The 21,103-nt window shown below is 73.5% G+C and carries 23 protein-coding genes; 11 read left to right on the forward strand and 12 right to left on the reverse strand.

Features of this window, described 5'->3' with window-relative positions; translation table 11 throughout:
- Positions 1-70: 70 nt before the first annotated feature.
- The gene (locus tag ACIA8L_RS13395) at positions 71-928 is read left to right on the forward strand and encodes an NAD-dependent epimerase/dehydratase family protein (protein ID WP_395903873.1); all 858 of its coding nucleotides are present in this window, start codon (positions 71-73) and stop codon (positions 926-928) included.
- A 7-nt stretch (positions 929-935) separates the two neighbouring features.
- Here the strand turns inward: ACIA8L_RS13395 and ACIA8L_RS13400 are convergent, their stop codons facing one another.
- The gene (locus ACIA8L_RS13400; protein WP_395903875.1) at positions 936-1,655 is read right to left on the reverse strand and encodes a phosphotransferase family protein; all 720 of its coding nucleotides are present in this window, start codon (positions 1,653-1,655) and stop codon (positions 936-938) included.
- Positions 1,656-1,748: 93 nt separating this feature from the next.
- Between ACIA8L_RS13400 and ACIA8L_RS13405 the strand changes: the two genes are divergently transcribed.
- The gene (locus ACIA8L_RS13405; RefSeq protein WP_395903877.1) at positions 1,749-3,038 is read left to right on the forward strand and encodes an aminotransferase class I/II-fold pyridoxal phosphate-dependent enzyme; all 1,290 of its coding nucleotides are present in this window, start codon (positions 1,749-1,751) and stop codon (positions 3,036-3,038) included.
- 1 nt (position 3,039) lies between these two features.
- On the opposite strand, the gene ACIA8L_RS13410 is transcribed toward ACIA8L_RS13405, so the two are convergent.
- Entirely contained in the window at positions 3,040-3,888 is an 849-nt protein-coding gene (locus ACIA8L_RS13410; RefSeq protein ID WP_395903878.1) for a hypothetical protein, read from the reverse strand.
- A 22-nt stretch (positions 3,889-3,910) separates the two neighbouring features.
- On the opposite strand from ACIA8L_RS13410, the gene ACIA8L_RS13415 reads away from it, so the two are divergent.
- Both ACIA8L_RS13415 and ACIA8L_RS13420 read left to right on the forward strand, forming a co-directional pair.
- Positions 3,911-4,081, forward strand: a complete 171-nt coding sequence (locus ACIA8L_RS13415; RefSeq protein ID WP_395903879.1) for a hypothetical protein — start codon at positions 3,911-3,913, stop codon at positions 4,079-4,081.
- Positions 4,082-4,136: 55 nt separating this feature from the next.
- Positions 4,137-5,153 (forward strand): PaaX family transcriptional regulator C-terminal domain-containing protein, encoded by a 1,017-nt coding sequence (locus tag ACIA8L_RS13420; RefSeq protein ID WP_395903880.1) that lies wholly within the window; start codon positions 4,137-4,139, stop codon positions 5,151-5,153.
- On the opposite strand, the gene ACIA8L_RS13425 is transcribed toward ACIA8L_RS13420, so the two are convergent.
- From ACIA8L_RS13425 to ACIA8L_RS13435, 3 genes are all read right to left on the reverse strand, one after another.
- Positions 5,131-7,056 carry a cellulose binding domain-containing protein gene (locus ACIA8L_RS13425; protein ID WP_395903882.1) on the reverse strand — a complete coding sequence of 642 codons (1,926 nt, stop codon included), beginning with the start codon at positions 7,054-7,056 and terminating at the stop codon, positions 5,131-5,133. The genes ACIA8L_RS13420 and ACIA8L_RS13425 overlap by 23 nt on opposite strands.
- Before the next feature lie 126 nt (positions 7,057-7,182).
- Entirely contained in the window at positions 7,183-9,486 is a 2,304-nt protein-coding gene (locus tag ACIA8L_RS13430) for a right-handed parallel beta-helix repeat-containing protein (RefSeq protein WP_395903884.1), read from the reverse strand.
- A 366-nt stretch (positions 9,487-9,852) separates the two neighbouring features.
- A complete protein-coding gene (locus ACIA8L_RS13435) occupies positions 9,853-10,131 on the reverse strand; it encodes a hypothetical protein (RefSeq protein ID WP_395903886.1) in 279 nt (92 codons plus the stop codon).
- Between the two features lie 55 nt (positions 10,132-10,186).
- Between ACIA8L_RS13435 and ACIA8L_RS13440 the strand changes: the two genes are divergently transcribed.
- Positions 10,187-11,272, forward strand: a complete 1,086-nt coding sequence (locus ACIA8L_RS13440) for a RuBisCO large subunit C-terminal-like domain-containing protein (protein WP_395903888.1) — start codon at positions 10,187-10,189, stop codon at positions 11,270-11,272.
- A 6-nt stretch (positions 11,273-11,278) separates the two neighbouring features.
- Here ACIA8L_RS13440 and ACIA8L_RS13445 read toward each other — a convergent pair whose 3' ends face one another.
- Positions 11,279-11,725, reverse strand: a complete 447-nt coding sequence (locus tag ACIA8L_RS13445; protein WP_395903890.1) for a cupin domain-containing protein — start codon at positions 11,723-11,725, stop codon at positions 11,279-11,281.
- A gap of 85 nt (positions 11,726-11,810) precedes the next feature.
- On the opposite strand from ACIA8L_RS13445, the gene add reads away from it, so the two are divergent.
- From add to ACIA8L_RS13460, 3 genes are read left to right on the forward strand one after another with little or no spacing between them, the layout of a single operon-like run.
- Complete coding sequence (gene add / locus ACIA8L_RS13450; protein ID WP_395903892.1) at positions 11,811-12,812, forward strand: adenosine deaminase; 1,002 nt, start codon at positions 11,811-11,813, stop codon at positions 12,810-12,812.
- On the forward strand, positions 12,793-14,025 hold the full coding sequence (locus ACIA8L_RS13455) for an MFS transporter (protein ID WP_395903894.1): 1,233 nt from the start codon (positions 12,793-12,795) through the stop codon (positions 14,023-14,025). Before add ends, ACIA8L_RS13455 begins: the two co-directional genes overlap by 20 nt.
- 44 nt (positions 14,026-14,069) lie before the next feature.
- A complete protein-coding gene (locus ACIA8L_RS13460) occupies positions 14,070-14,852 on the forward strand; it encodes a hypothetical protein (RefSeq protein ID WP_395903896.1) in 783 nt (260 codons plus the stop codon).
- Between the two features lie 23 nt (positions 14,853-14,875).
- Here ACIA8L_RS13460 and ACIA8L_RS13465 read toward each other — a convergent pair whose 3' ends face one another.
- Together ACIA8L_RS13465 and ACIA8L_RS13470 are read right to left on the reverse strand one after the other, a co-directional pair.
- Positions 14,876-16,081, reverse strand: coding sequence for a chitosanase (locus ACIA8L_RS13465; RefSeq protein WP_395903898.1), 1,206 nt, complete (start codon positions 16,079-16,081; stop codon positions 14,876-14,878).
- A gap of 124 nt (positions 16,082-16,205) precedes the next feature.
- Entirely contained in the window at positions 16,206-16,829 is a 624-nt protein-coding gene (locus tag ACIA8L_RS13470) for a maleylpyruvate isomerase family mycothiol-dependent enzyme (RefSeq protein ID WP_395903900.1), read from the reverse strand.
- 77 nt (positions 16,830-16,906) lie between these two features.
- Between ACIA8L_RS13470 and ACIA8L_RS13475 the strand changes: the two genes are divergently transcribed.
- Complete coding sequence (locus ACIA8L_RS13475) at positions 16,907-17,338, forward strand: MarR family winged helix-turn-helix transcriptional regulator (RefSeq protein WP_395903902.1); 432 nt, start codon at positions 16,907-16,909, stop codon at positions 17,336-17,338.
- 253 nt (positions 17,339-17,591) lie between these two features.
- On the opposite strand, the gene ACIA8L_RS13480 is transcribed toward ACIA8L_RS13475, so the two are convergent.
- On the reverse strand, positions 17,592-17,717 hold the full coding sequence (locus ACIA8L_RS13480) for a hypothetical protein (RefSeq protein ID WP_395903904.1): 126 nt from the start codon (positions 17,715-17,717) through the stop codon (positions 17,592-17,594).
- A gap of 12 nt (positions 17,718-17,729) precedes the next feature.
- On the opposite strand from ACIA8L_RS13480, the gene ACIA8L_RS13485 reads away from it, so the two are divergent.
- On the forward strand, positions 17,730-18,233 hold the full coding sequence (locus tag ACIA8L_RS13485; RefSeq protein ID WP_395903906.1) for a TetR/AcrR family transcriptional regulator: 504 nt from the start codon (positions 17,730-17,732) through the stop codon (positions 18,231-18,233).
- Between the two features lie 167 nt (positions 18,234-18,400).
- Here ACIA8L_RS13485 and ACIA8L_RS13490 read toward each other — a convergent pair whose 3' ends face one another.
- Positions 18,401-19,045: a TetR/AcrR family transcriptional regulator gene (locus tag ACIA8L_RS13490; RefSeq protein WP_395903908.1), complete on the reverse strand. Its 645-nt coding sequence runs from the start codon at positions 19,043-19,045 to the stop codon at positions 18,401-18,403.
- 60 nt (positions 19,046-19,105) lie between these two features.
- Here ACIA8L_RS13490 and ACIA8L_RS13495 point away from each other — a divergent pair, with 60 nt between their 5' ends.
- Positions 19,106-19,960: an NmrA family NAD(P)-binding protein gene (locus ACIA8L_RS13495; protein ID WP_395903910.1), complete on the forward strand. Its 855-nt coding sequence runs from the start codon at positions 19,106-19,108 to the stop codon at positions 19,958-19,960.
- Positions 19,961-20,089: 129 nt separating this feature from the next.
- Here ACIA8L_RS13495 and ACIA8L_RS13500 read toward each other — a convergent pair whose 3' ends face one another.
- Positions 20,090-20,671 carry a GTP-binding protein gene (locus ACIA8L_RS13500; RefSeq protein WP_395903912.1) on the reverse strand — a complete coding sequence of 194 codons (582 nt, stop codon included), beginning with the start codon at positions 20,669-20,671 and terminating at the stop codon, positions 20,090-20,092.
- Positions 20,655-21,095, reverse strand: coding sequence for a DUF742 domain-containing protein (locus ACIA8L_RS13505; protein WP_395903914.1), 441 nt, complete (start codon positions 21,093-21,095; stop codon positions 20,655-20,657). The genes ACIA8L_RS13500 and ACIA8L_RS13505 overlap by 17 nt, the downstream gene beginning before the upstream one ends.
- Positions 21,096-21,103: the final 8 nt, after the last annotated feature.

The raw sequence follows: 21,103 nt of genomic DNA on the forward strand, positions 1-21,103 counted from the left end.
CAGAGGTTCGATCTCCCGCTCATCCCGCGCCTCACCCCGGGCAGGTCCGGGCCGGGCCTACGGTTGCGGTATGCGTGTTCTGGTCGCGGGGGCCACCGGTGCGGTGGGCCGGCCGCTCGTGCCGATGCTGCGGGCCGCCGGACATGAGGTCGTGGGCCTGTCCCGCACGGAGGCCGGGGTGGACCGAATCCGGGGGCGGGGCGCGGCCGCGGTGCGGGCCGACGTACTCGACCGGCCGGGCCTGCACGGAGCCGTGGTGACGGCCCGCCCGGACGCGGTGATCCACCAGCTGACCGACCTGGCCGGCGCGGACGCCGAGGCGACGACCACGCTGCGCCGCGACGGCACCCGCAACCTGGTCGACGCGGCCGCGGCGGCGGGCGCGGACCGGATCGTGGTGCAGTCGACGGCGTTCCCGTACGAACCCGGAGCCACCCCGGCCGACGAGTCGGTCCCGTTCACGCCGGCCGATCCGGTCGCCGACGGCCTGCGCGACCTGGAGCGGACGGCGGCGGAGCTGGGCATCGCGGTCATGCTGCGCTACGGCATCCTGTACGGCCCCGGCACCTGGTACGAGCCGGGCGGTGCCATCGCCGCCGCCCTGTCCGGCCGGCCCGGCGCGCCGTTCCTGGCCGATCTGGCCGCGGACGACTCGGTGACCTCGTTCGTGCACGTCGACGACGCCGCCGCGGCCGCCCTGGACTGGCCGTCCGGACCGGTCAACATCGTCGACGACGAGCCCGCCCCGGGCCGCGACTGGCTGCCGGTCCTGGCCGCGGCGCTCGGTGTCCCCGCCCCCGCGCCCGCGCCGGCGGCGAATCGTCAGGGCCGGGCGCGCGGCGCGTCCAACGCCCTGGCCCGCTCCCGCGGCTGGCGGCCGCGGTTCCCGACCTGGCGGACCGGGTTCGCGGCCCAGGCGAACCCCTGAGCCGCGCTCAGCCGAAGCTGCCGAGCGCGGTGCATCGGGCCTCCAGGTCGTCGACCCACGCCGCCGGCGTGCGCCCGTCCGGCAGCGCGACCCCAACCTCGGCCCGCCACAGCGCGTCGCCCAGGACCGTGCGCAGGTGCCAGGCCATGATCCGGTCCACGGACAGCGCGACGCCGGACCGCCGCTCGTACTCGGCCACCGTCGCCGTGAACAGCTCGATGCCACCGTCCCCGGGCAGGCACCGCAGGTCGAACTCGGGCTCGCCGGCGCTCGCGGTCTCCCAGTCGACGACCAGCCGCAGCCGCAGCGACTCCCGATCCCACAGGTGGTTGCCGCCGTGGAAGTCGCCGTGCACGAGCACGGTCCGCCCCGGTGCCGCGAGGACCCGATCAACCCAGTCGCACCGGATCCGCACCCACCGAAGCTGATCGGGCCGGATCAGCGCCCCGAACCGGGCCCGCAGCGTGTCCGTGGAGGCGGGCGCCGGCGGCTCGGGCAGCGGACCCGCGGCCGCCAGTACCTTCGGATCGTGCAGCCCGGCCAGGGCCGCCGCGAGATCACCCGCGGCCACCGGCCGGGCCGCCGCGCACCACCGCGGATCGTCCTTCGGCGCCAGCCCGCGCGGCACGATCGTGGCGCCGGCCAGCTCCGGCGCGACCGCGCGCAGGGCGGCTCGCAAGGCGTCCACGGTCGGCTCGGCCAGCCACATCACAACGCCCGAGTACATCACGTGTCCGGCATCACTTCCCAGAACGCTCGGCGGGCGGGGGCCGTGTACCGATGGACGACATCGGTAGCCGACCGTGGAAGGGGCCGTACCGTGGCGAAGGCCGACGACATGCTGCAGACGCTCGACGAGCTGATCACCGATGGGGTGCGGCGGGGGTTGGTGCACAACACCGCCGAGGACGAGCGGCTCGACGGGCGCATGATCACGGTCGGCGGGGTGCCGATGGTGAACTTCGGGTCGTGCTGTTACCTCGGACTGGAGACGCATCCGGCGCTGCGGGCCGGAGTCATCGACGCGGTGGAGCGGTTCGGGACGCAGTTCGCGTCGTCGCGGGCCTACCTGTCCTCGCCGGCCTATCCGGTGGTGGAGGAGGCGCTCACCGGGCTGCTGGGCCGGCCGACGGTCCTCGCGCCGAGCACCAGCATGGGGCACCTGGCCGCGATGCCGGTCGTCATCGGCGGCGACGACCTGCTGCTGCTCGACCACCAGGTCCACCACAGCGTGCAGACCGCGGCGAAGCTCGTCCAGGCGCAGGGCACCCGCGTCGAGGTACTCCCCCACAACGACCTGCGCACCCTGCGCCGCCGCCTCACCGAGAACCGCGACACGCACCGGCGGGTCTGGTACGCCGTCGACGGCCTCTACAGCATGTACGCCGACTTCGCCCCGTTCGCCGAGCTCAACGAGCTCATGGCCGAGCACGACCAGCTGTGGCTGTACGTCGACGACGCCCACTCGTTCTCGTGGACCGGCCACCACGGCCGCGGCCACGCGCTCGAGGAGCTCAGCCCCCTCGCGCTGTCCCGCAGCGTCGTCACCGGCTCGCTGAACAAGTCCTTCGCGGCCGCCGGTGGGGCGCTGAGCTTCCCCGACGCCGAGACCCGCCGCCGGGTGTTCACCGTCGGCGGCCCGCTCATCTTCTCCGGCCCGGTCCAGCCCCCGATGCTCGGCGCGGTCCTCGCCTCCGTCGAACTGCACCGCACCCCGGAGGTGGCCGCGCTCCAGGACCGGCTGCTGCACCTGATCCGCCTGTTCAACGACCTCGCCGCCGAGCGCGGCCTGCCGGTCGTGAGCCGCAGCGAGGCCCCGATCCGCTGCGTGGGCGCCGGCGGCCCGCAGGTCGCGTACAACCTCACGGCCAAGCTGCGCGCCGCCGGCTACTTCACCGACGTCGCCACCGCTCCCGCGGTACCCCCGAAGCGTTCTGGCATTCGCATCACCCTCACCGCACACCACACCGACGCCGATATCGCCGGCATCGTCGACACCCTCGCCGACGCGTTGCCGCGGTCCCTGGCCGAGGAGGGCGAGAACGTCACGACGCTGCGCCGGGCGTTCCACCGCCAGCTCGCCGACGCCCCCGTCCTGCGGGCGGCGTAGCTCAGCGGGCGCGGATCGAGAACGTGACGACCTCGTCCTCCGGGCCGATCATGGCCTGCCCGTAGGCGTCCTCGATCCGGTCGCCGCTGGGCCGGCCGCCGAGTTCGGCGCTGAGCTCCCACTGCCGCAGCGCCCCGCCGACCGGCGGCCGGCCCTCGCCGCGCCGCCGCAGCTCCCACGAGTCCATGTGGACGCCCCGGGCCTGCCCGATCGCGGGCAGCCAGCCGAACACGGTGGCGAAGTGCCGGGCGTTGACCGGCGGGGCGAAGCGCACGACGCAGTCGCCGCGGCCGGCGATCTCGATGCCGGCGCCGGGAGCGGGCCGGGTGCAGTACGCCTCGATCTCGGCGAAGGTCCGCGCGCCGGCGATCCGGTCGCGCAGGCCCTCCAGCCAGCCGGTCCGGGCGGCCGCGGCGGGCACCGGGAGGGCCCAGCGAGGCGGCTCCGCGTGCCACTCAACGACAAAAGTGCCATTTTCCGGGGGTACTGCCCACAAGTAGAACGGCTGATACACAGCATACGGGCGATACTCGTTCGCGACCGCCCGCGCGGCACCGAACCTGGCCTCCAGCACCGCCTCCGCCGCCCGCCCGTCGCCGCGCACGTGCAGCGTGCAGGAGCGCAGCTCGACGTCGCGCGGGCGCTCCGGGTCGTCGTGGTAGACGTCGAAGCGGTAGTCGACGTGCAGCCGCGGGATCAGGGCCGAGAACCCCGGGCGGGACAGGGAGCCCATGTTCTCCCGGTCGGCCGGGTCGAACGACATGGCGACCGGGCCGATCACGGCCTCGAGGTCGCTGAGCCGCACCGGCGGTGCATCGATCAGCCGGGCGACGAGCTGGGCCGCATCCACCCGGAAAGGATACCGTCGGCCGGTGCGGATCTGGGACTTCGGCGCCCTGCGGACGACCACGGTCAACGGCGTGACCGTCGCCGCCGGCATGTTCAGCAGCAACTGGCAGCGGGCCACGGTCGTCGTGTGGGACCTGCTCAGCGGTTCGGCCGCGCCCGCGGTCAGTCTGCCATCGCGCCGCTCGCGGGGCTGATCGCTGCACGGCTACAGTCGGTGTGTCGTGCCGTCGACTGTCGCTGGAGTGCGCCGTGGTCAGCCTGTTCCGGATCGAGGAGATCTTTCCCGAGATCACGGACGGCTCGGCCGATCTGCCCCGCCGGCAGAGTGGCGGCTCACCGCAGAGCCTGGCCGTGACCCTGGTCGCCGACTACACGCTGCGCAACGACGCCTGGCTGCCCGCGGTCGCGCTGGTGCCGCTGCTGGGCGAGTTCGGCGTCAGCACGGCCGCGGCCCGGGTGGCGATCAGCCGGCTGGCCCGGCGCGCGGTCCTGGAGAGCCACCGGCGCGGGCGGTTCACGTCGTATCGGCTGACCCGGCCGGCAGCCCTCGAACTGTCGGTCGGCGGCGTGGGGATCGCGGAGTTCGCGGCCGGGCCGGAGTCCTGGGACGGGTGCTGGACGTTCGTGACGTTCTCGATGCCCAAGGAGGAGTCGACGCGCCGCAACGCTTTGCGGGTGTACCTGCGGTGGCACGGATTCGCGCCACTGTACGACGCGGTCTGGGTGTCGCCGCAGCCCCTGCCGGCGCACGAGCTGGCCGGTCTGGCGGCGGAGGCGGCCGGCGCGATCACGGTGGTCCGCGCCCGGCACATACCGCTCGGCACCGGAGCCGACCGCAGCCCCGTCGAGGCCTACGACGTCGAGGCCATAGCCGAGCGCTACGGCCGCTTCGTCCGCCGCTGGAGCGAGCTGCTGCCCGCCATCGCGGCCGGGAGCGTCACCGGCCCGGCGGCCGTGCGGGCCCGCACCGAGGTCATGGAGACCTACCGCCAGTTCCCCACGATCGACCCCATGCTGCCGACCCGGCTCATGCCGCCCGGCTGGCCCCGCCCCCAGGCCCGCGACGTGTTCGTGGCCGTCTACGACGGTCTGGCCGGACCGGCCCAGGAGCACGTCAGGGCCGTCGCCGCGGACGGACCGCGACCGGACATCGAGGCCCACACCGTCGCCGAGATGCGGGCGGGCGTGGCGGAGCGGGGTTCCAGGCGGGACCCCACTCCGGCGGCTGGGACCGAACGCGCGGCTACCCGGTCCGGACGAGCGTGAAGTCGTCGGCGTAGATCCAGTTGCCGGCGTTCGCGTTGGACGAGACGCCGACCTGGATCGAGCCGTTCGTCACGGTGATGCCGGTGATGCTGACCTGGGTCCAGGTGCCGATGGACTGGTTGATCGCGCGGTCGAGTTCGGCGGCGCCGAAGTTCTTGGCGTAGAGGTTCGCGCTGTTTTGGCCGCCGCTGCTCTTCACCAAGGCCGACAGTGTGTAGGTGCCGTTGGGCAGCGCGATGGTCTGCGCGAAGCTCGCGGTGTAGGCCGAGGACGCGGACTGCGCCATGGACCAGCGGCCGGTGTGGCCGCCCGCGTGGTTGGCGACGTTCGCCGAGCTCGTCCAGCCGGCCATCGTGCTCTGCGCGACGCGGTCGGCCTCCACGCTCGGGTTGAGCACGTAGTTGTTGCCGCCGCCGACGGACCAGGTGCCGGCGGCGGCGTCGACGCTCCACTGGCTGAGCGAGTGGAAGACGGGGGTCGTACCGTTGAAGGTGACCGGCATCCAGTCGTTGTAGCCGATGCCGTTGCCGGCGAAGTCGCTCCAGCGGTCGCCGCCGAAGACGACGAACGATCCGGCCGAGCCGTTGACCGCGAACGCCAGGCCGGTCTGCGTGACGTGCGAGAAGTCGGCGTCCGTGCCCGGCATCACGAACTCCGCCGAGTACCCGCTCGCGACCTTCGACGACGTGATGCAGTACGTGTGCGAGGCGTTCCAGCCGTGCAGGTCGGATGAGCAGAAGTAGTAGGTGCCGGCGTGCTTGAACATGATGTTGCCTTCGCGCCCGCCGGCCGAGCTGTTGGCGATGTTCACGGCCGGCTCCACCTGCAGGAAGTCCGACGGGCGCAGCCGGGCCACATACAGGTGGCTGCGGCCGCTGCGGTTGCTGAACGCCAGGTAGGCCTGTCCGTCGTCGTCGACGAAGACCGACTGGTCGCCGGACATGTCGTTGACGACGTTGGCGATGGTCGACTGGGTGGCGGCCTTGGTGAAGTGGCCGTTGGGGGTGCTGCTGGTGGCGAACACCAGCTCGCTGTCGAGCTGGGAGATCAGCACGTACTTGCCGGTGGCGGGGTTGCGCGCGACGCCGATGCGGCCCACCCAGCCCGCGCCCCCGAGGTCGGCGGCGGTCAGGACGTTACCCTCGAACTTCCAGTGCACCAGGTCGGTGGAGGAGTACGCGGTGATCGCGTTGAACGAGGTGTCGCCGTTCTTGCCGGCGCCGGGGTTGTTGTAATACGTGACGGCGCCGTTGTACTTCGCGCCGTACCAGTAGTAGGTGGTGCCGACCTTCAGCACCCCGCCGCCCTGCGAGTAGATCGGGTTGCCGGCGGTGTCCTTCCAGAAGACGTCGTTCTGCACCGCCGGGCCGGCGGAGCCCGACGAAGGCGTGGGGCTCGGGCTCGCGCTGACGGTCGCGGTGGGGCTCGATGTGCGCGACGGCGTCGGGCTCGCGGGCGCCGTGGGGACAGAACCGGTGCAGGCCGTGCCGTTGAGCGTGAAACCCGTCGGGTCGCCCGGATAGTCCGCGCCGGAGAAGGTGCCGTTGAAGCCGATGCCGGTGCTGGCGTTCGTGGCGAGGGAGCCGTTGTAGGACGCGCTGGCGGCGGTCACGTTCGGACCGGACTGGTCGAAGGTGGCGCTCCAGCCCTGGCCCACCGTCTCGCCGCCCGGCAGCGTGAAGGCGAGGGTCCAGCCGGTGAGCGGCGAGCCGAGGTTCGTGATGGCGATGTTCGCGGTGAAGCCGCCGGACCAGGTGTTCGTGGTGTACGCGACCTGGCAGCCGCTCGCCGCGCTGGCGGCCGTGGCCAGGGTGACCGCGGCGATACCGGCGGTGACGACGACCCCGGTGACGGCGGCCAGGTGGGCGCGTGTGCGGCGCGCCCACCGATCGGATGCTGACATGGCGTTCCTCCTCATGTGTCAGCATCCTTACGACCGTCAATGAAACTGTCAATCGAGGGTCATCGACATTGCGGTACGGCGGTGGAACTTACGGCGGCGGGGTGGTAAACGTATTCCGGCACCGGCTCAGGGTGTGGCGGTGACCGCGATGTCGTCGATGACGACGCTGCCGTAGTTGGTGCTGTTCGCGTAGTAGTCGATCTGGGCGAGGCCAGGCAGCGGATTGCGGACGGCGGCGTTGTCCAGCACCAGCACGCCGTCGAGGAACAGATCGAAGGACGCGGCGGGGGTACTGACGACCACCCGCACGTTGTACCAGCGGCCGGGCGTGTAGGAGCCGACGGTGACCAGGCTGGTCCCGGAGTACGCCACGATGGTGTTCTTCGTCATCGCCACGCTGACCGCGTTGAGACCGCTCGATCCACGGAGGTACGGGATGGCGAAGTAGTCGTTGCCGGAGACGTAGGCCGACTCGCGCATCACGTTCGTCTCGACCGTCACCGTGCCGGTCAGGGCCGGGCTGAAGGTCTGCGACACGCTGGTGCTGCCGCTGTTCGCGGTCCTGGTCAGCCGCACGCTCCGGTCGGTCGCGCCCGGCACGGCGACGACCGCGACGGAGCCGCCCGCGGTGCTGACCGCCAGGCCCTCGGTACCGCCGGCCAGCGGGCCGACCGGCAGGGCGTCGAAGGTGTGCCGCGTCGTGACGGGCGTCGTGGTGCCGCCGGGCTGCTCGAACGCACCGATGTCCGGTGCGCCGTTGTACAGCGGGTTGCCCGCGTAGTCACGGCCGCCGTTGCCGCCGATGGTGACACCGGCGTTCACCGCCGGGGAGTCGGCCGCCACCCGCAGCTCCAGCGCCGCGTCGAGCGCCGGTCCGGTGCCCGCCGTGCCGGACGGTGCGTTGATCGGCGCGGACACGAACCGCGGGTCCGCCACGACGGCCCGGGTGTCGCCCGCGGGCACGGGAAGCGTCGCGCCGCCGTACAGGTTGCTGGTGTACGTGATCGTGCCGCTCGTGGACAGCGCGGCGTTGGCCCTGGTGGAGTACAGGATGTTGGCGGAGATGGCGTAGGTGGCGGTGAGGCCGTCGCCGTAGCCGTAGATCAGACTCGAGCTGGCGTCGTTGTAGATCGTGTTGTTGTAGATCTGCGCGGTCGCGGCCCGGTCGGAGTGCAGGTAGAGCTGGTAGCGCTGGTTGCCGGCGAGCACGTTGTAGCGCACCACCACGTTGCCGAACGCGAACTGGCACAACAGGATGCCGTCGCCGTTGCCGTGGACGTAGTTGTACTGCACGAGCTGCCCGGTCGTGCCCTTGTCGGTGTCGATGCCGTTGCTGTCCGCTCCCCCGGCCTTCTGCGTCGTGCCGAAGACCTCGTTGAACTGGATCGTGACATTGTCGGCGAAGTACGTCTCGATGCCCGACGTGCCGGCCCGGTCGACCACGTTGCGTTCGATCGTGCCGCCGCGCACATCGGTCAGGTAGATGCCGTTGCAGCCGTAGGCCGTGCCGGCCTGGGCGATGTAGTTGTCGCGGATCACGATGTTGGTGTGCGGCCGGAACTTCGTGTCGCCGGCGCTGGTCCGGGTGCCCCAGCCGGTCGCCACCGCACCGGAACTGGAGCCGGTGTACTGCTTGACGACGATGCCGGCGAACGACGTGTTGGTGATCGTGGAGTGCTGCACCACGGCGTCGTTGATGATGGTCGGGGTGCTCGGCGGCGCGCCCACGGTGGGTACCGTCGTGTCGATGACGATGCCGCCGGTCCGCTTCGACGCGTCCCAGCCGGTCTGGAAGGTGACACCGGGGGCGTTGTCGGCGGTGTCGCCACCGATCCAGTTCACCCGGCCGGTGACGTCGTGCACGGCGACGGCGTCGACGAGGAACCCGTCCAGGGTCTGGCTGTTGTCCCCGCTGATGTGGATGCCGCGGAAGTCGCCGAGGTTCGCGCCCGCGGTGCCGGTCGCCGGGGCGGCGTTGGTCACCTCGATGTCGCGGATCGTCCAGTACTCCTGGTTGAACAGCCGCACGGCGTCGGCCACCGTGCCGCCCCCGTTGACGCGCGGCTTGGCCCCGCTGCCGTAGGAGTCGATGACGATCGGCGCGCCGGCCGCGCCTGAGCCTTTCGGCCACAGTTGCCCGGTCCAGGTGCTGCCGGCCTTGAGCAGGATGCGGTCGCCGGCGCCGAACGTCGTGGCGTTGACCTTGCCGAGGCTCTTCCACGGGTGGGACTGGTCGAGGCCGCTGTTGGCGTCGGCGCCGGCCGTGGCGTCGACGTAGTACGTCACGTTGGCCGCGTGGGCGGGTGCGGCGACCCCGGCGAGCAGGCCGCTCGCGATGACGGCCACGGCGGCGACGGCGGCGACCGGCCGGCGCCGGCGGCGGGGTGGCGGCCCGGGCACGCGCAGCGGTTCAGAGGGCAGGGCGGACATGGCGGCTCCTCGCAGACGGGAGGTCCGGTGTGGCACGGCTGGAGCTCGTCGCGGCGCGGTGGCGGATGCGGCGACGAACGGGGCTGAGCGGGGTGTACAGCTCCGAGCCGCGTTGGGGGAAAACGTATTCCACCACAGTGGGCCGGAACTCGCAATGGAGCTCGAACGGCGGACCGGGACATCGAGCGACCGACGAGAGGCGCTCCGCTCAGGCCCACACGCACGGCCACAACACCGCACGGCCACAACACCGCACGGCCACAGCGGCGTACGGCTACAGCGCCGTCTGGCCACAGGACCGCAACGAGCACCGCATAGCTAGAGCACCGCATGGCCACAGCGCCGCAGGGCCACAGCGGCACACGGTTACAGCGGCACACGGTTACAGCGCCGCGAGGAGCACTGGCCATAGCGGCACACGGTTACAGCACTGCGAGGAGCACTGGCCACAGCGCCGCGCTGCCACTGCGACGGCGCGCCCATACCGGCGTGCGCCGCGGCCGCGTCGCCACGGTCTCGCTCGGCGGCGCGGCCGATGGTGACCTTGAAGACCTGGTCGGCGGCGATGTCGGCGGCGACCTGGGCCAGCTCCGCCGGGCCGGCCGCGTGCTCCCCGGCCCGGCCGCTCCAGGATCTTGGGGACACCCCCGGGCGGCACCGTCCGGTGCCCATATCGCGTGCTCCCGTGTTGAATACATGCATGCCGAGCACGAGCGTCATCACCGCCGTCTACGAGATCACCGGCGACGACCCGGCCGCGCGGGCCGGGCTCGTCGCGGTGGAGCAGAGCCACGAGCTGCCGACCGAGCTCGCACCGGCCAACGCCGTGCGCGACTCCCTGGCCCACGTCCGCTCCGTCGAGCCGCGCGCCGGGCGGCCGGCACTGGCCACTGTGGACTATCCGGTGGACCTGGCCGGCGGCGAGCTCGGGCAGCTGCTGGTGCTGCTGCTGGGCAACGTGTCACTGCAGGACGGTGTGCGCCTGATCGACGTCGAGCTGCCGGCGGCGCTGGCGGCCGCGCTGCCCGGGCCGCGGCTCGGCCTGGCCGGCGTGCGGGCCCGGGTCGGCGAGCCGCGGGGCGCGCTGCTGGCGACCGCGCTGAAACCGGTCGGGATGACCGCGGAGCAGCTGGCCGCGCTGGCCTTCGAGCTCGCCGCCGGCGGCCTGCACGTCATCAAGGAGGATCAGGGCCTGGCCGACCAGCCGTGGGCACCGTTCGCCGAACGCGTCCCGCGCATCGCCGAGGCGGTCAGGAAGGGCGGCTCCGGTGTGTACCTCCCGGTCGTCAACGGCAGCGCGGCCCGCTTCGCCGACCAGGTCCGCTTCGCCCGCGACGCCGGTGCCGACGGTGTGCTCGTCATGCCGGGCATCGCCGGGTTCGGAGCGCTGGCCCACGCGGCCGAGGTCTTCCCGGGCGGTATCGTCCTCGCCCACCCGTCGTTCCTGGGCGGCTTCACCGCGGCCGGCTCCCACGGTATCGCCCCCGACGTGCTGTTCGGCACGCTGCTGCGGCTGGCCGGCGCCGACGCCGGCATCTTCCCGAGCTGGGGCGGCCGGTTCAGCTTCACCCGCGACCAGTGCCTGGCGATCGCCGACGCGGCCCGCCGCCCGCTGCACGACGTCCCGGCGATGCTGCCGGCCCCGGGCGGTGGCATGACGATCGAGCGGGCGCCGGAGCTGCTGGCCGACTACGGTCCGGACACCATGTTCCTGATCGGTGGCGACCTGCGCCGCGGCGACGACCCGCGCCGCGCGGCCGAACGGTTGGTGGCCGCGACCCGCTGACGCCCTTCAGACGCGGATGAACGCGGCGATGTGCGGGTCTGCACGCAGTACCCCCAAATCTTGCGCAGTTGGCAGGACCGGCCGGTCGCGCTCCACCGTGACCGCGCACAGGAATCCGAGTGGCTCGTCGTCCGCCGCCCGGAACTGGTGCCAGCCCCAGCTCGGCACGAACACCACGTCGTGCGCGGCGAGGGGCACGATCCGGTCGACGACGAGGGCGGTGCCGCCGCCCCGGATCGGGATGACGACGTGCGTGTGCTCGTGCCGCTCCAGCGTCGTGTGTCCGCCCGGCCCGACCTCGAAGTATCGCAGCGACGTGCCCTGGCCGTGCTCGGCCCCGGTGAGCACCTGCCGCGTCACGGCGCGGTGGGTGCCGTCCTGCTCCTTGTAGGCCAGGACCTCGACGCCGTCCCAGACGAACGGCTGCACCTGCTTGCGATAGGTCGGGATCACGTCACCGATGGTAGGCCGACGGGAGCGGTCGCGCCGACCGGCTTCGGGGCGGCCGGGCGGCGGTGCGGCGTGGGATCATGCCGGGATGAAAGCCAGTCGCGCGCTCGCCGCGCTGCCGAAGGCTCACCTGCACATCCATCTCGACGGGGCGATGCGCCGCTCGACGTTGCTGGAGCTGGCTGCCCGGGCCGGGGTCGTCGCCCGGCTACCCAGCGGATACGGGTCCTTCGCGGCGTTCACCGAGACCATCACCGCCGCGGCCGCGTGCCTGCGGACACCGGCGGACGCGCGACGCCTCGTCGATGAGGTCGTCGAGGACGCCGCCCGGGCCGGGGCGGTCTGGGTGGAGCCGTCGATGTGGCCCGGGCTGTTCGGTGCCCGCCTCGGCGCGGACGCCGACGTGCTCGACGTGGTGCTCGACGCCGGGCGGGCCGCGCAGGATCGCCACGGCGTGGGCTTCGGGCTGATCGTGGCGGCCAACCGCGGCCGGTCGCCGGACGAGGCCGTGGCGCTGGCGCGGCTCGCGGTGCGCCGCCGGGGCGACGGTGTCGTCGGGTTCGGGCTCGACGGCGACGAGGCCGCGGCGCCGGGCCCACTGTTCGCCGAAGCGTTCGCCATCGCCCGTGCGGGTGGCCTCCTCGCCGTCCCCCACGCCGGGGAGCTGACCGGTGCCGCCGCGGTCCGGGACGCGGTCGAGGTCCTCGGCGCCGACCGGATCATGCACGGTGTGGCGGCGATCGCCGACCCGGCGCTGCTCGACCGGCTGGCGGCCGGCGACGTCGCCCTCGACGTGTGCCCGACCAGCAACGTGATGCTGTCCGTGGTCCCCGCACTCGCCGGGCACCCCCTCCCGGCGCTGCTCGCCCGGGGCGTGCCGGCCAGCATCAACGCCGACGACCCGCTGCTGTTCGACACGGACCTGCTCACCGAATACACCCGGGCCCGGGACGGCATCGGCCTCGACGCCACGCGGCTGGCCGAGTGCGCGCGGACCTCACTGCGGCACAGCGGGGCGCCCGGCGACCTCGTCGCGTCGGCGCTGGCCGGCATCGACGCCTGGCTCGGGCATGGCGTCTGCCGGTCCTGACGGTTCCCGGCCGCTGCGTTCGGCGCCCTTCCGGTGGTACTTCGCCGGGCGGTCGATCTCGCTGGCCGGCAGCGCCATGGCGCCGGTCGCGCTGGCGTTCGGGGTCCTCGGACGCACCGGCAGCGCCGGGTGGGTGTCCGCGGTCGTCGGCACCGCGATGGTCGCGACGGTGGCGACCATGCTGTTCGGCGGTGGCATCGCCGACCGCTACCGGCGCTCCACCGTGCTGTCGCTGACGAGCCTCGGCGCCGGTCTGAGCCAGGCCGGGGTCGCGGTCCTGCTGCTCACCGACCAGCACCCGGCGCTGCTGCTGCCGTTCGCGGTCGGCAACGGCGTGTTCCAGGGGCTCACCACGCCCGTGCTGCGCGGCATCGTGTCCAACCTGGCCTCCGGGCGCGGCCTGCAGCGGGCCAGTTCATTGCTCGCCTCGGCCGGCAACCTCGCCCGGATCCTCGGACCGGCCGGCGCCGGGCTGCTCACCGCGTCCGTCGGCGGCGGCTGGGCGATCGCCGCCGACGCCGTCTCGTTCCTGCTCGCCGCCGCCTGCTTCGCCCGGATCGCGATGCCCGAGCCGCCGAAGCGGGCCGGTGACGCCCCGACCATGCTCAGCGACCTGCGGGAAGGCTGGACCTACTTCGCGTCGCAGCCGTGGATCTGGTCGGTGACCCTGGCCTTCGCCGTCTTCAACGCCACCGACCGGGGCGTCTGGCAGGTCCTCGGCCCGGTCATCGCCTTCCACACGATCGGCGCGACCGGCTGGGGCCTGGTGCTCAGCGCGCAGGGAGTCGGGGCGCTGCTCGCCAGCGTCGTGCTGGTCCACGTGCCGCTGATGCGACGGCCGATGCGGCCGGTGCTGGCCGCGATGGCCCTGGCCGCCCTGCCGCTGGTCCTGCTCGGCGCCGGCGCGGGTATCGCCTGGCTGGCCGCCGCGTCGTTGCTGGCCGGGGTGGCCACCGAGCTCTTCACCGTCGCGTGGGAGACCGTCAACTACACCCACATCTCCGAACGGCTGCTGTCCCGGGTCGGCGCCCACGACGAGTTCTGGTCGTTCGTGTCCTTCCCGCTCGGGCAGCTGTCGGCGCCCGTCCTGGCGGCCGCGTTCGGCTCGGCGGCGGTCGCGCTGTCGGGGGGTACCGTCGCCGCGTTGGCCATGCTCGCCGCATCGCTGCTGCCGGTGTTCCGCCACATCGAGCTCCGCCCCGCCGAGCGTTGAAAAGTTGACTGTGCCGTGGGCGGGCGGTGGGGATGATCTCCGGTATGACCTGGAGTCGCGGTGCCGCCGTCACGATGCTCGTGGTCGCCGTCGTGGCGGCGGTGTGCTCGGCCGGGCTGCTGACGGGGGCGATTCCGACCAGCGGGGGCGGGCCGGGCACCACCCGCACCATCGGGCTGGTGGTGGGGGCCCTGGCGGTGCCGTCGGGGCTGCTCGGGTGGTGGGCGATGCGGTCGTACCGGCGGGCCCGGCGGGTCCTGAGCGGCGGCGTCACCGGCTACGCGCGGGTGCTGACGATGCGGGAGACGGGCACCGAATACAGCGGGGTTGCGCAGCTGGAGCTGCGGCTGGCGGTCGTGACGACGGTGCACGGGGCCTACACCACGACCGTGAAGGACCTGGTGCCGCGGCTGCGGTGGGCGCGGCTGTCGGCCGGCGGTCAGGTTCCGGTGCGGGTCGACCCGGAGGATCGGGAGCGGGTGCTGCTGGACCTCGACCGCCCGCCGGGGCCGATGGACGCGCCGATCATGCCGGTGCCGGTGGTGACGATGCACGCGCGGCCGCAGGCGCCACCGGCACGGCCGATGGCGCCGGTCGGGACGGTGGGCCGGGGTGTGGTGCTCGGGGCCACGCCGAGCCTCGAATACGACGCGGCCGGACGTCCGGTGTTCGACGTCCGGCTGCATCTGGAGTTCGACGGCCGGGCGCCGGTGTCGGTGCCGGCGCGGTTCGGGGTGCCGCTAAAGCGGGTGGCGAGCATGGTGGCCGGGGCGGAGCTGCGGATGCGGGTCGGAGCCGACGGGGCGGTCGTCCCGGACTGGAGCTGATCCACCGCGCGGAGCCCGGGTCGTCAGGCGGCGATGGTGTACGGGTCGCCGTAGACCTTCCAGGACAGCGGCAGACGCAGGTCCAGGTTGCCGTTGGTGAGGAAGACCCGCTGGGCGGTGTCGACGCGGCTGGTGTCGCTGTGGGCCTCCTCGGTGCGCATCGCGGCGACCCGGGCGTCGAGGAACGCGGTCAGGTACGCGGCCTCGTCGCCGCCCTGGGCCGGGCTCTTCGCCTTGGCCAGCGCCGCCTTGCGGATGCCGCCGAAGCTCGCGGCGTCGTTGCCGGGACCGTGCATGACGTACGCGTCGAAGTAGGCGAACTGGCCCAGTGCCCGCAGTCCGTCGGCTTTGGCCTGGGCGAGCGCCGGGTTGAAGTACACCCGATCCCGCTCCTCGTTCTGGGCCTCCTGGAACGCGGGATCGGTCGCCGCGGTCCTCCAGGCGGCCTCGAACGCGGTGCCGAGACCCGTGTGCGCGGCGGTGCCGTTGACACTGCGCAGGGCCGGGAGGTACTTCGCCAGAGCGTTGCCGGGGACGGCGGTGGTGTAGGCCTCGACGACCTCGAGCATGTCGCCGGTGCCGGAGCAGAAGCCGATGATGCCGCCGGTGTACCCGCGCCCGTCGCCGATGTCCTCGATGTACTGGTACTGAGAGCGCCAGTCGAGGCTGGAGTTCTCGGCCGAGGAGACGAGCCGCATGGCGACGTCGGCCGTGAGGTCCGCCCCCTTCGGCACCGGCACCGGCAGCGGTGTGGGCGCCGACTCCGGCTTGTGGCCGAAGATCTCCAGCTCGCCGAGCGCGAGGCCCTTGGTGGTGCGCGGGGTGGCCGTCAGGCGCACGAACCGCGCGGTGCCCTGCAGGGCGGTGAGGTCGTCGGTCTTGCCGTTGCCGGTCTTCGTGGCGTACAGCGATGTCCAGGTGCTGCCGTCGGCCGAGGCTTCGAGGCGGTAGGTGCCGGCGTAGGCGGCGGCCCAGGACAGCCGGATGCGGCTGACGGCGGTCGCGGCCCCGAGGTCGACCCGCAGCCACTGCGCCGCGCGGCCGGTGCTCGTCCACGTCGTCGCGGGCTGGCCGTCGACGGCGCGCGCCGCGGTGCCGGCCGACGCGGTCGCCGCGCGGCCCTTGGACACGACGGCGTCCGCCGCGTAGGCGCTCGGTGCGGCGACCGCCACCCCCGCCACGCCGGCGACCATCGCCGCGATCCCTGCCACGCTCCGCCGTGCCGCCATGCTGTGCCCACCCGTCCGTCGGAAACCGGTCGGGATGAGCATCGGCACACCTGGGCGTGCTCCTGATGCCGGCAACCGGCCCGCTCCCACCCCGCGCCCGGGTGCTCCCGCTCCGCGCCGCGGGTCAGCCGACGCGGGCCAGGCCGGCGCCGGTGAGGCGGGGCCGCGCGGCCGCGCGCCCGGTCATGAACAGCAGCAGCGCGTCGATGGGGCCGGTCACCTCCGGGCCGTCGCCGGCCGCCCAGTCCGCATCCGTGGCGACGAGCCGCACCCCGCGCAGGCGCCGCCGGGCCCAGAACGGCCAGCCCATGCTCCACACCCGCGACGCGGCCGCGGACGCCGCGCCGGCCGGCATCGGCAGCGGCCGGCCCAGCGGCACGGCGATGTCCTGCGCGTGGACGAGGACGTCGAAGAGGATGTTGCGGTAGTTCGTGACGATCGGCAGCCGCCGGCTGTCGGCGTGCCGGCGCAGCTCGTCGACGAGGTCCGCGACCGGGCGCCGCGCGTGCCGGACGGACACGTCGTGGTTGAGCTTGTGGAACCGGCCCCCGGCCCGGGCCGCGTCGACGGCCATCGCCCACGCGCCCGGCGGCTGCGGCGCCAGGGCGACGTGCGCCGCGACGTCCCGCACCCGCCAGCCCGCGCACAGGGACGGCCGCTCCCATTCGGTGGCGGACAGCCCGTCCAGCAGGTCGGCGAGGTCTCGCCGCTGCCGGGCGATCGCCTGCCAGCTCGCCTCCCGGTCCATCCCCGCCCCCTCCCGGTTGGTACGATCCTCTGACCAATTTAGTCAGAGGATCTGACCGAATGTCAAGGAGGACGGCGATGGCCGAACCGGTGAACGTCGGGGTGCTGCTCTTCGTGGCCTACCGGGCGATGGAGCAGCGGGTCCTCGACGCGCTCGGCACCGCCGGCTTCGACATCACGCCGGCGCAGGCGCGGATCTTCCAGCGGATCGGGCCGCACGGCACCCGCCTGAGCGAGCTGGCCGAGCAGGCGCAGGTGACCAAGCAGACCGCGGGGTTCCTGGTCGACCAGCTGGAGCGGGCCGGGTATGCGCGCCGGGGGCCGGACCCGGCCGACGCCCGGGCCCGCCTGGTCCACATCGCCGAACGCGGCCACCGGGCCGGGGAGATCGCGGCGGCGGTCGTGGCCGAGGTCGAGGCCGAGTGGGCCGGGCACATCGGCGCCCGGCGCCTGACCCAGCTCCGCGACACATTGGCCCGGCTCCGCGAGATCACCGACCCTTACATTTAGGCGCCGGGGGTACCGCTGCCGCCGTGGGGCATGTTCGCGCCGCGCTCGCAATCGGCCGTCCCGGCCGCCTGGCGTTATCGCGACCCGGACGCGACCACGCCGCCGCCGCCCGCCGGGCGGACCGGGCCGAGGCCGCTCGCGCTCGTCGTCGGCACCTCCTTCGGGCCGCGGACCGCAGCGGCTCGCCCGGCGGCACAGGTCGCCACGTCCGTGCGGGTCCGGACGATGCCCGCTCGCGGCGGAGCCACCGGGCTCAGCGGGACTCCGGCCCGAGGAGGGCCGCGATGTTGTGGTACTCGCGCCAGCGCGCGATCTGTCCATCATGGACGTCGAGGACCGCGATGACCGGCGCGACGACCGACCCACCGGTGGTCGCCAACGCGCCGACCAGGTGTTCAGCGAACTCGGCACCGCGGCCTCGACGGAGGAGGTCGCGCGCCGCGCCGGACTCGCCGTCGGCACCGTCTTCCGGCACTTCCCGACGAAGCAGGATCTGGTCGCGGCCATCACCGAGGATCGGCTGGCCCGGCTGCTCGCGCAGCTCGACGCGCTCGACCGGACGCCCGGGCGCGGGACCGCCCTGTTCACCTTCTTCGAGCGCATGGTGGAGCAGGCCGCCATGAAGCGGCGGGTGGCCGACCTGCTCGACCGGGAAGGTGTCGAGGTCGGTCTCGCCGACGCGGTGCAGCGACTCGACCACGCGGTCGAGCGGCTGCTCGGCCACGCTCATCGCGCGGGCACCGTCGCCCGCCAGGTGGAACTGCCGCAGGTCATGGCCTTGCTGACCAGCCTGTGCCAGGGCGCCCTGGCCGGCGGCTGGGATGCCGAGCAGCAGGCGCGGGTGCTCGCGATCGTCTTCGCCGGCCTACGGACGCCTGACGACCGCCGCTCCTGAAGCCCGGTCCGCGCACGCCCGACGACCGCCAACTCCTGAAGCCCGGTCCGCGCACGCCCGACGACCGCCGCTCCTGGAGCCCGGTCCGCGGACACCCGACGACCGCCAACTCCTGAAGCCCGGTCCGCGGACACCCGACGGCCGCCGCTCGTGCGGGATGAGGAGCCTCAGGGGCGCAGCAGGAGCCGGTCGAGGGCGTCGTAGAGCCAGTCCTCGGCGGCCTCGGCGGTCCAGCCGCGGCGGTCGATGAGGGACTGCTGCACGATGCCGCCGGCCAGCATCCACAGGATGTCGGCGGCGGGTGGGACGTCCAGGCCGGGGCGCAGTGCGCCGCGGTCGGCGAGGTTCTGGGCGAGGCGGGTGGTGCCGGCGAGCAGGCCGGCCCGGGTCCGCTCGGCCAGGGTCGCGATCTGCGGGCTGCTCAGGGCGGCCTCGTCGATGACGGCCAGGATGGGGGCGACGCGCGTGCCGGCCGTGATGACCTGGTGCGTGAACGTGCGCAGCAGGACGCGCGGGTCGGGGTCGGCCTCGGCCGCGCGGACGAACTCGCGGTCGGCGAGCGCCACGGGTTCGTCGTCGCCGGCGACGGCGATGTCGAAGACGGCGGCCAGGAGCGCGACCTTGTTGCCGACGGCCGCGTAGACCGTGGGGAAGGCGACGCCCGCGTCCTCGGCGATGTCCCGGACGGCGGTCGCGGCGTAGCCGTGGGCGATGAAGCGGTCGCGGGCGGCGCGCAGGATCGCCGCCCGGGTTTCCTGGGCGCGTTCGGTCCGGCGTGCGCTGCTGTACCCGCGGGGTTGCTTGACGGCCATCGCCGGCGATACTACCTTCATATTCAATATAAGCTGCGTAGTGTCAATTCGGAGGACGCCATGGGCGAACACATCCTCGTTGTCGGCGCCACCGGGCGGCAGGGCGGCGCGGTCGCGAGCCGGCTGCTGGCCTCCGGAACGGCCGTCCGGGCGCTGACCCGCGATCGGGGGTCGGCCGCGGCCCGGCGGCTCGCGGCGGCCGGGGCGCAGGTCGTGGCCGGAGATCTGCACGACGGCGCGTCCCTCGCCCGGGCGGTCGCCGGCACGGCCGCGGTGTTCGCCGTGACCACCGCGACCGACGACCCGGCCGACGAGATCGCCGCCGGGCTCGCGATCACCCGGGCCGCGACCGACGCCGGCGTGCGGGTGGTGTTCTCCTCGGGCGCGCTCGCGGATCGCGGTACCGGCGTGGCGCACTTCGACACCAAAGCGCGCATCGAGCAGGTGGTGCTGGCCGCCGGCCCGGCCAACACGGTGCTGGGGCCGGCCGGGTTCTTCGAGATGGTGCTGCTCCCGGAGTCGCTCGCCGCGCTCGCCGGCGGTGTGCTGGTCGACGGCGTCCCGGCCGACCTGCCGGTGCCGAGCATCGCGCTCGAGGACTACGCCGCAATCGCCGAGACGGCGCTGACGACGCCGGACGCGCTGCCGGCCCGCCGCGTCGACCTGGCCACCGAGATGCTCACCCGCACCGCGATGGCCGAGTCCCTCGCCGCCGCGATCGGCCGGCCCGTCACCTACCGGCAGCTGCCGGGGCCCGCGGTCCGGGCCGCCGGTGAACACTGGTTCCAGCTCGTCGAGTGGCTGTCCCGGACGCGGCCGGCGGTCGACCCCGCGACCGCGATAGCGCTGCGGGCCGGCCGCGCGTTGACGTTCGCCGACTGGGCCGCGCGACAGCCGTGGGGCGACCAGCGATAGCCCTGGGCCCACCCGCAACAGCCCTGCGGCAACCTGTCGGGCAACCCGCGGCAGCCGTCGGGCAACCCGCGGCAGCCGTCGGGCGACCCGCGGCAGCCGTCGGGCGACCCGCGGCCGCGGTGAGGGGCGTCAGGGGGTGCGGGCCAGGCGCTTGGCGATGATCTGCTCGACGAGTTCGACGAGGACCTGCTTGACCGAGCCGCGGGCGCGGGCGTCGCACTCCAGGATCGGGATGTGGTCGGCGGCGCCGAGGGCCTCCCGGACCTCGTCGAGGTCGAAGCGGCGGGCGCGGTCGAAGTTGTTCACGGCGATCAGCAGCGGGATGTCGCGCTCCTCGAAGTAGTCGAGCGCGGCGAAGCAGTCCTCGATGCGGCGGGTGTCGAGCAGCACGACCGCTCCGAGCGCGCCGTCGACCAGGTCGTCCCAGAGGAACGAGAACCGGTCCTGGCCGGGCGTGCCGAACAGGTACAACAGCAGGCTCTTGTCCAAAGTGATGCGGCCGAAGTCCAGGGCGACCGTCGTGGTCGTCTTGCCGGACACGCCGCTCAGGTCGTCGACGCCGATCGAAGCCTCAGTCATCGAGGCCTCGGTGACCAGCGGCTCGATCTCGGAGATGGCACCGACGAACGTGGTCTTGCCGACCCCGAAGCCGCCACTGATGACGATCTTCACGGAGATCGGCGGCTCGGTGCGGTCAGAGCGCGCGGACACGGTCCCTCAATTTCTCGAGCACATCCATGGGCAGTTCTTCGACCTTGGCGAACGACACGTACCCGTCGGCGACCAGGTCGGCGACGAGCACCCGGGCCACGCCGAGGGGCACGCCGAGCCGGACCGCGATCTCGGCCACGGACAGCGGCGTCTGGCACAGCTCCACGATCCGGCGCAGCTCGAAGCGCAGCGGCGCGGACAGGGCGGCCGGCGGCGCGGACACCATCGTCTCGATGCGCAGGCCGTCCTGCAGCGGCCGGGTCCGGCCGCCGGTGAGCATGAACGGCCGGAGGAACACGTCGTCGGGCTCGGCCGTGGCGTCGACCGGTCCGGGGGCCGGAGCCGGCGGCCGCGGGGCCGAGGTGGGTGGCTCCCAGACCGGGATCATCCGCGGGTCGGGCAGCCGGGGGCCGTAATCAGCCATGGCGGCGG

This window comes from Dactylosporangium sp. NPDC051541 (assembly GCF_044454505.1).
Classification (GTDB): domain Bacteria; phylum Actinomycetota; class Actinomycetes; order Mycobacteriales; family Micromonosporaceae; genus Dactylosporangium.

Coding starts and splice junctions, on each gene's coding strand:
- ACIA8L_RS13465 (WP_395903898.1), bottom strand. CDS start 16,081: ATGGCGGCACGGCGGAGCGTGGCAGGGATCGCGGCGATGGTCGCCGGC.
- ACIA8L_RS13475 (WP_395903902.1), top strand. CDS start 16,907: ATGGCCGAACCGGTGAACGTCGGGGTGCTGCTCTTCGTGGCCTACCGG.
- ACIA8L_RS13460 (WP_395903896.1), top strand. CDS start 14,070: ATGACCTGGAGTCGCGGTGCCGCCGTCACGATGCTCGTGGTCGCCGTC.
- ACIA8L_RS13505 (WP_395903914.1), bottom strand. CDS start 21,095: ATGGCTGATTACGGCCCCCGGCTGCCCGACCCGCGGATGATCCCGGTC.
- add (WP_395903892.1), top strand. CDS start 11,811: ATGAAAGCCAGTCGCGCGCTCGCCGCGCTGCCGAAGGCTCACCTGCAC.
- ACIA8L_RS13495 (WP_395903910.1), top strand. CDS start 19,106: ATGGGCGAACACATCCTCGTTGTCGGCGCCACCGGGCGGCAGGGCGGC.
- ACIA8L_RS13425 (WP_395903882.1), bottom strand. CDS start 7,056: ATGTCAGCATCCGATCGGTGGGCGCGCCGCACACGCGCCCACCTGGCC.
- ACIA8L_RS13490 (WP_395903908.1), bottom strand. CDS start 19,045: ATGGCCGTCAAGCAACCCCGCGGGTACAGCAGCGCACGCCGGACCGAA.
- ACIA8L_RS13455 (WP_395903894.1), top strand. CDS start 12,793: ATGGCGTCTGCCGGTCCTGACGGTTCCCGGCCGCTGCGTTCGGCGCCC.
- ACIA8L_RS13440 (WP_395903888.1), top strand. CDS start 10,187: ATGCCGAGCACGAGCGTCATCACCGCCGTCTACGAGATCACCGGCGAC.
- ACIA8L_RS13430 (WP_395903884.1), bottom strand. CDS start 9,486: ATGTCCGCCCTGCCCTCTGAACCGCTGCGCGTGCCCGGGCCGCCACCC.
- ACIA8L_RS13400 (WP_395903875.1), bottom strand. CDS start 1,655: ATGTACTCGGGCGTTGTGATGTGGCTGGCCGAGCCGACCGTGGACGCC.
- ACIA8L_RS13470 (WP_395903900.1), bottom strand. CDS start 16,829: ATGGACCGGGAGGCGAGCTGGCAGGCGATCGCCCGGCAGCGGCGAGAC.
- ACIA8L_RS13395 (WP_395903873.1), top strand. CDS start 71: ATGCGTGTTCTGGTCGCGGGGGCCACCGGTGCGGTGGGCCGGCCGCTC.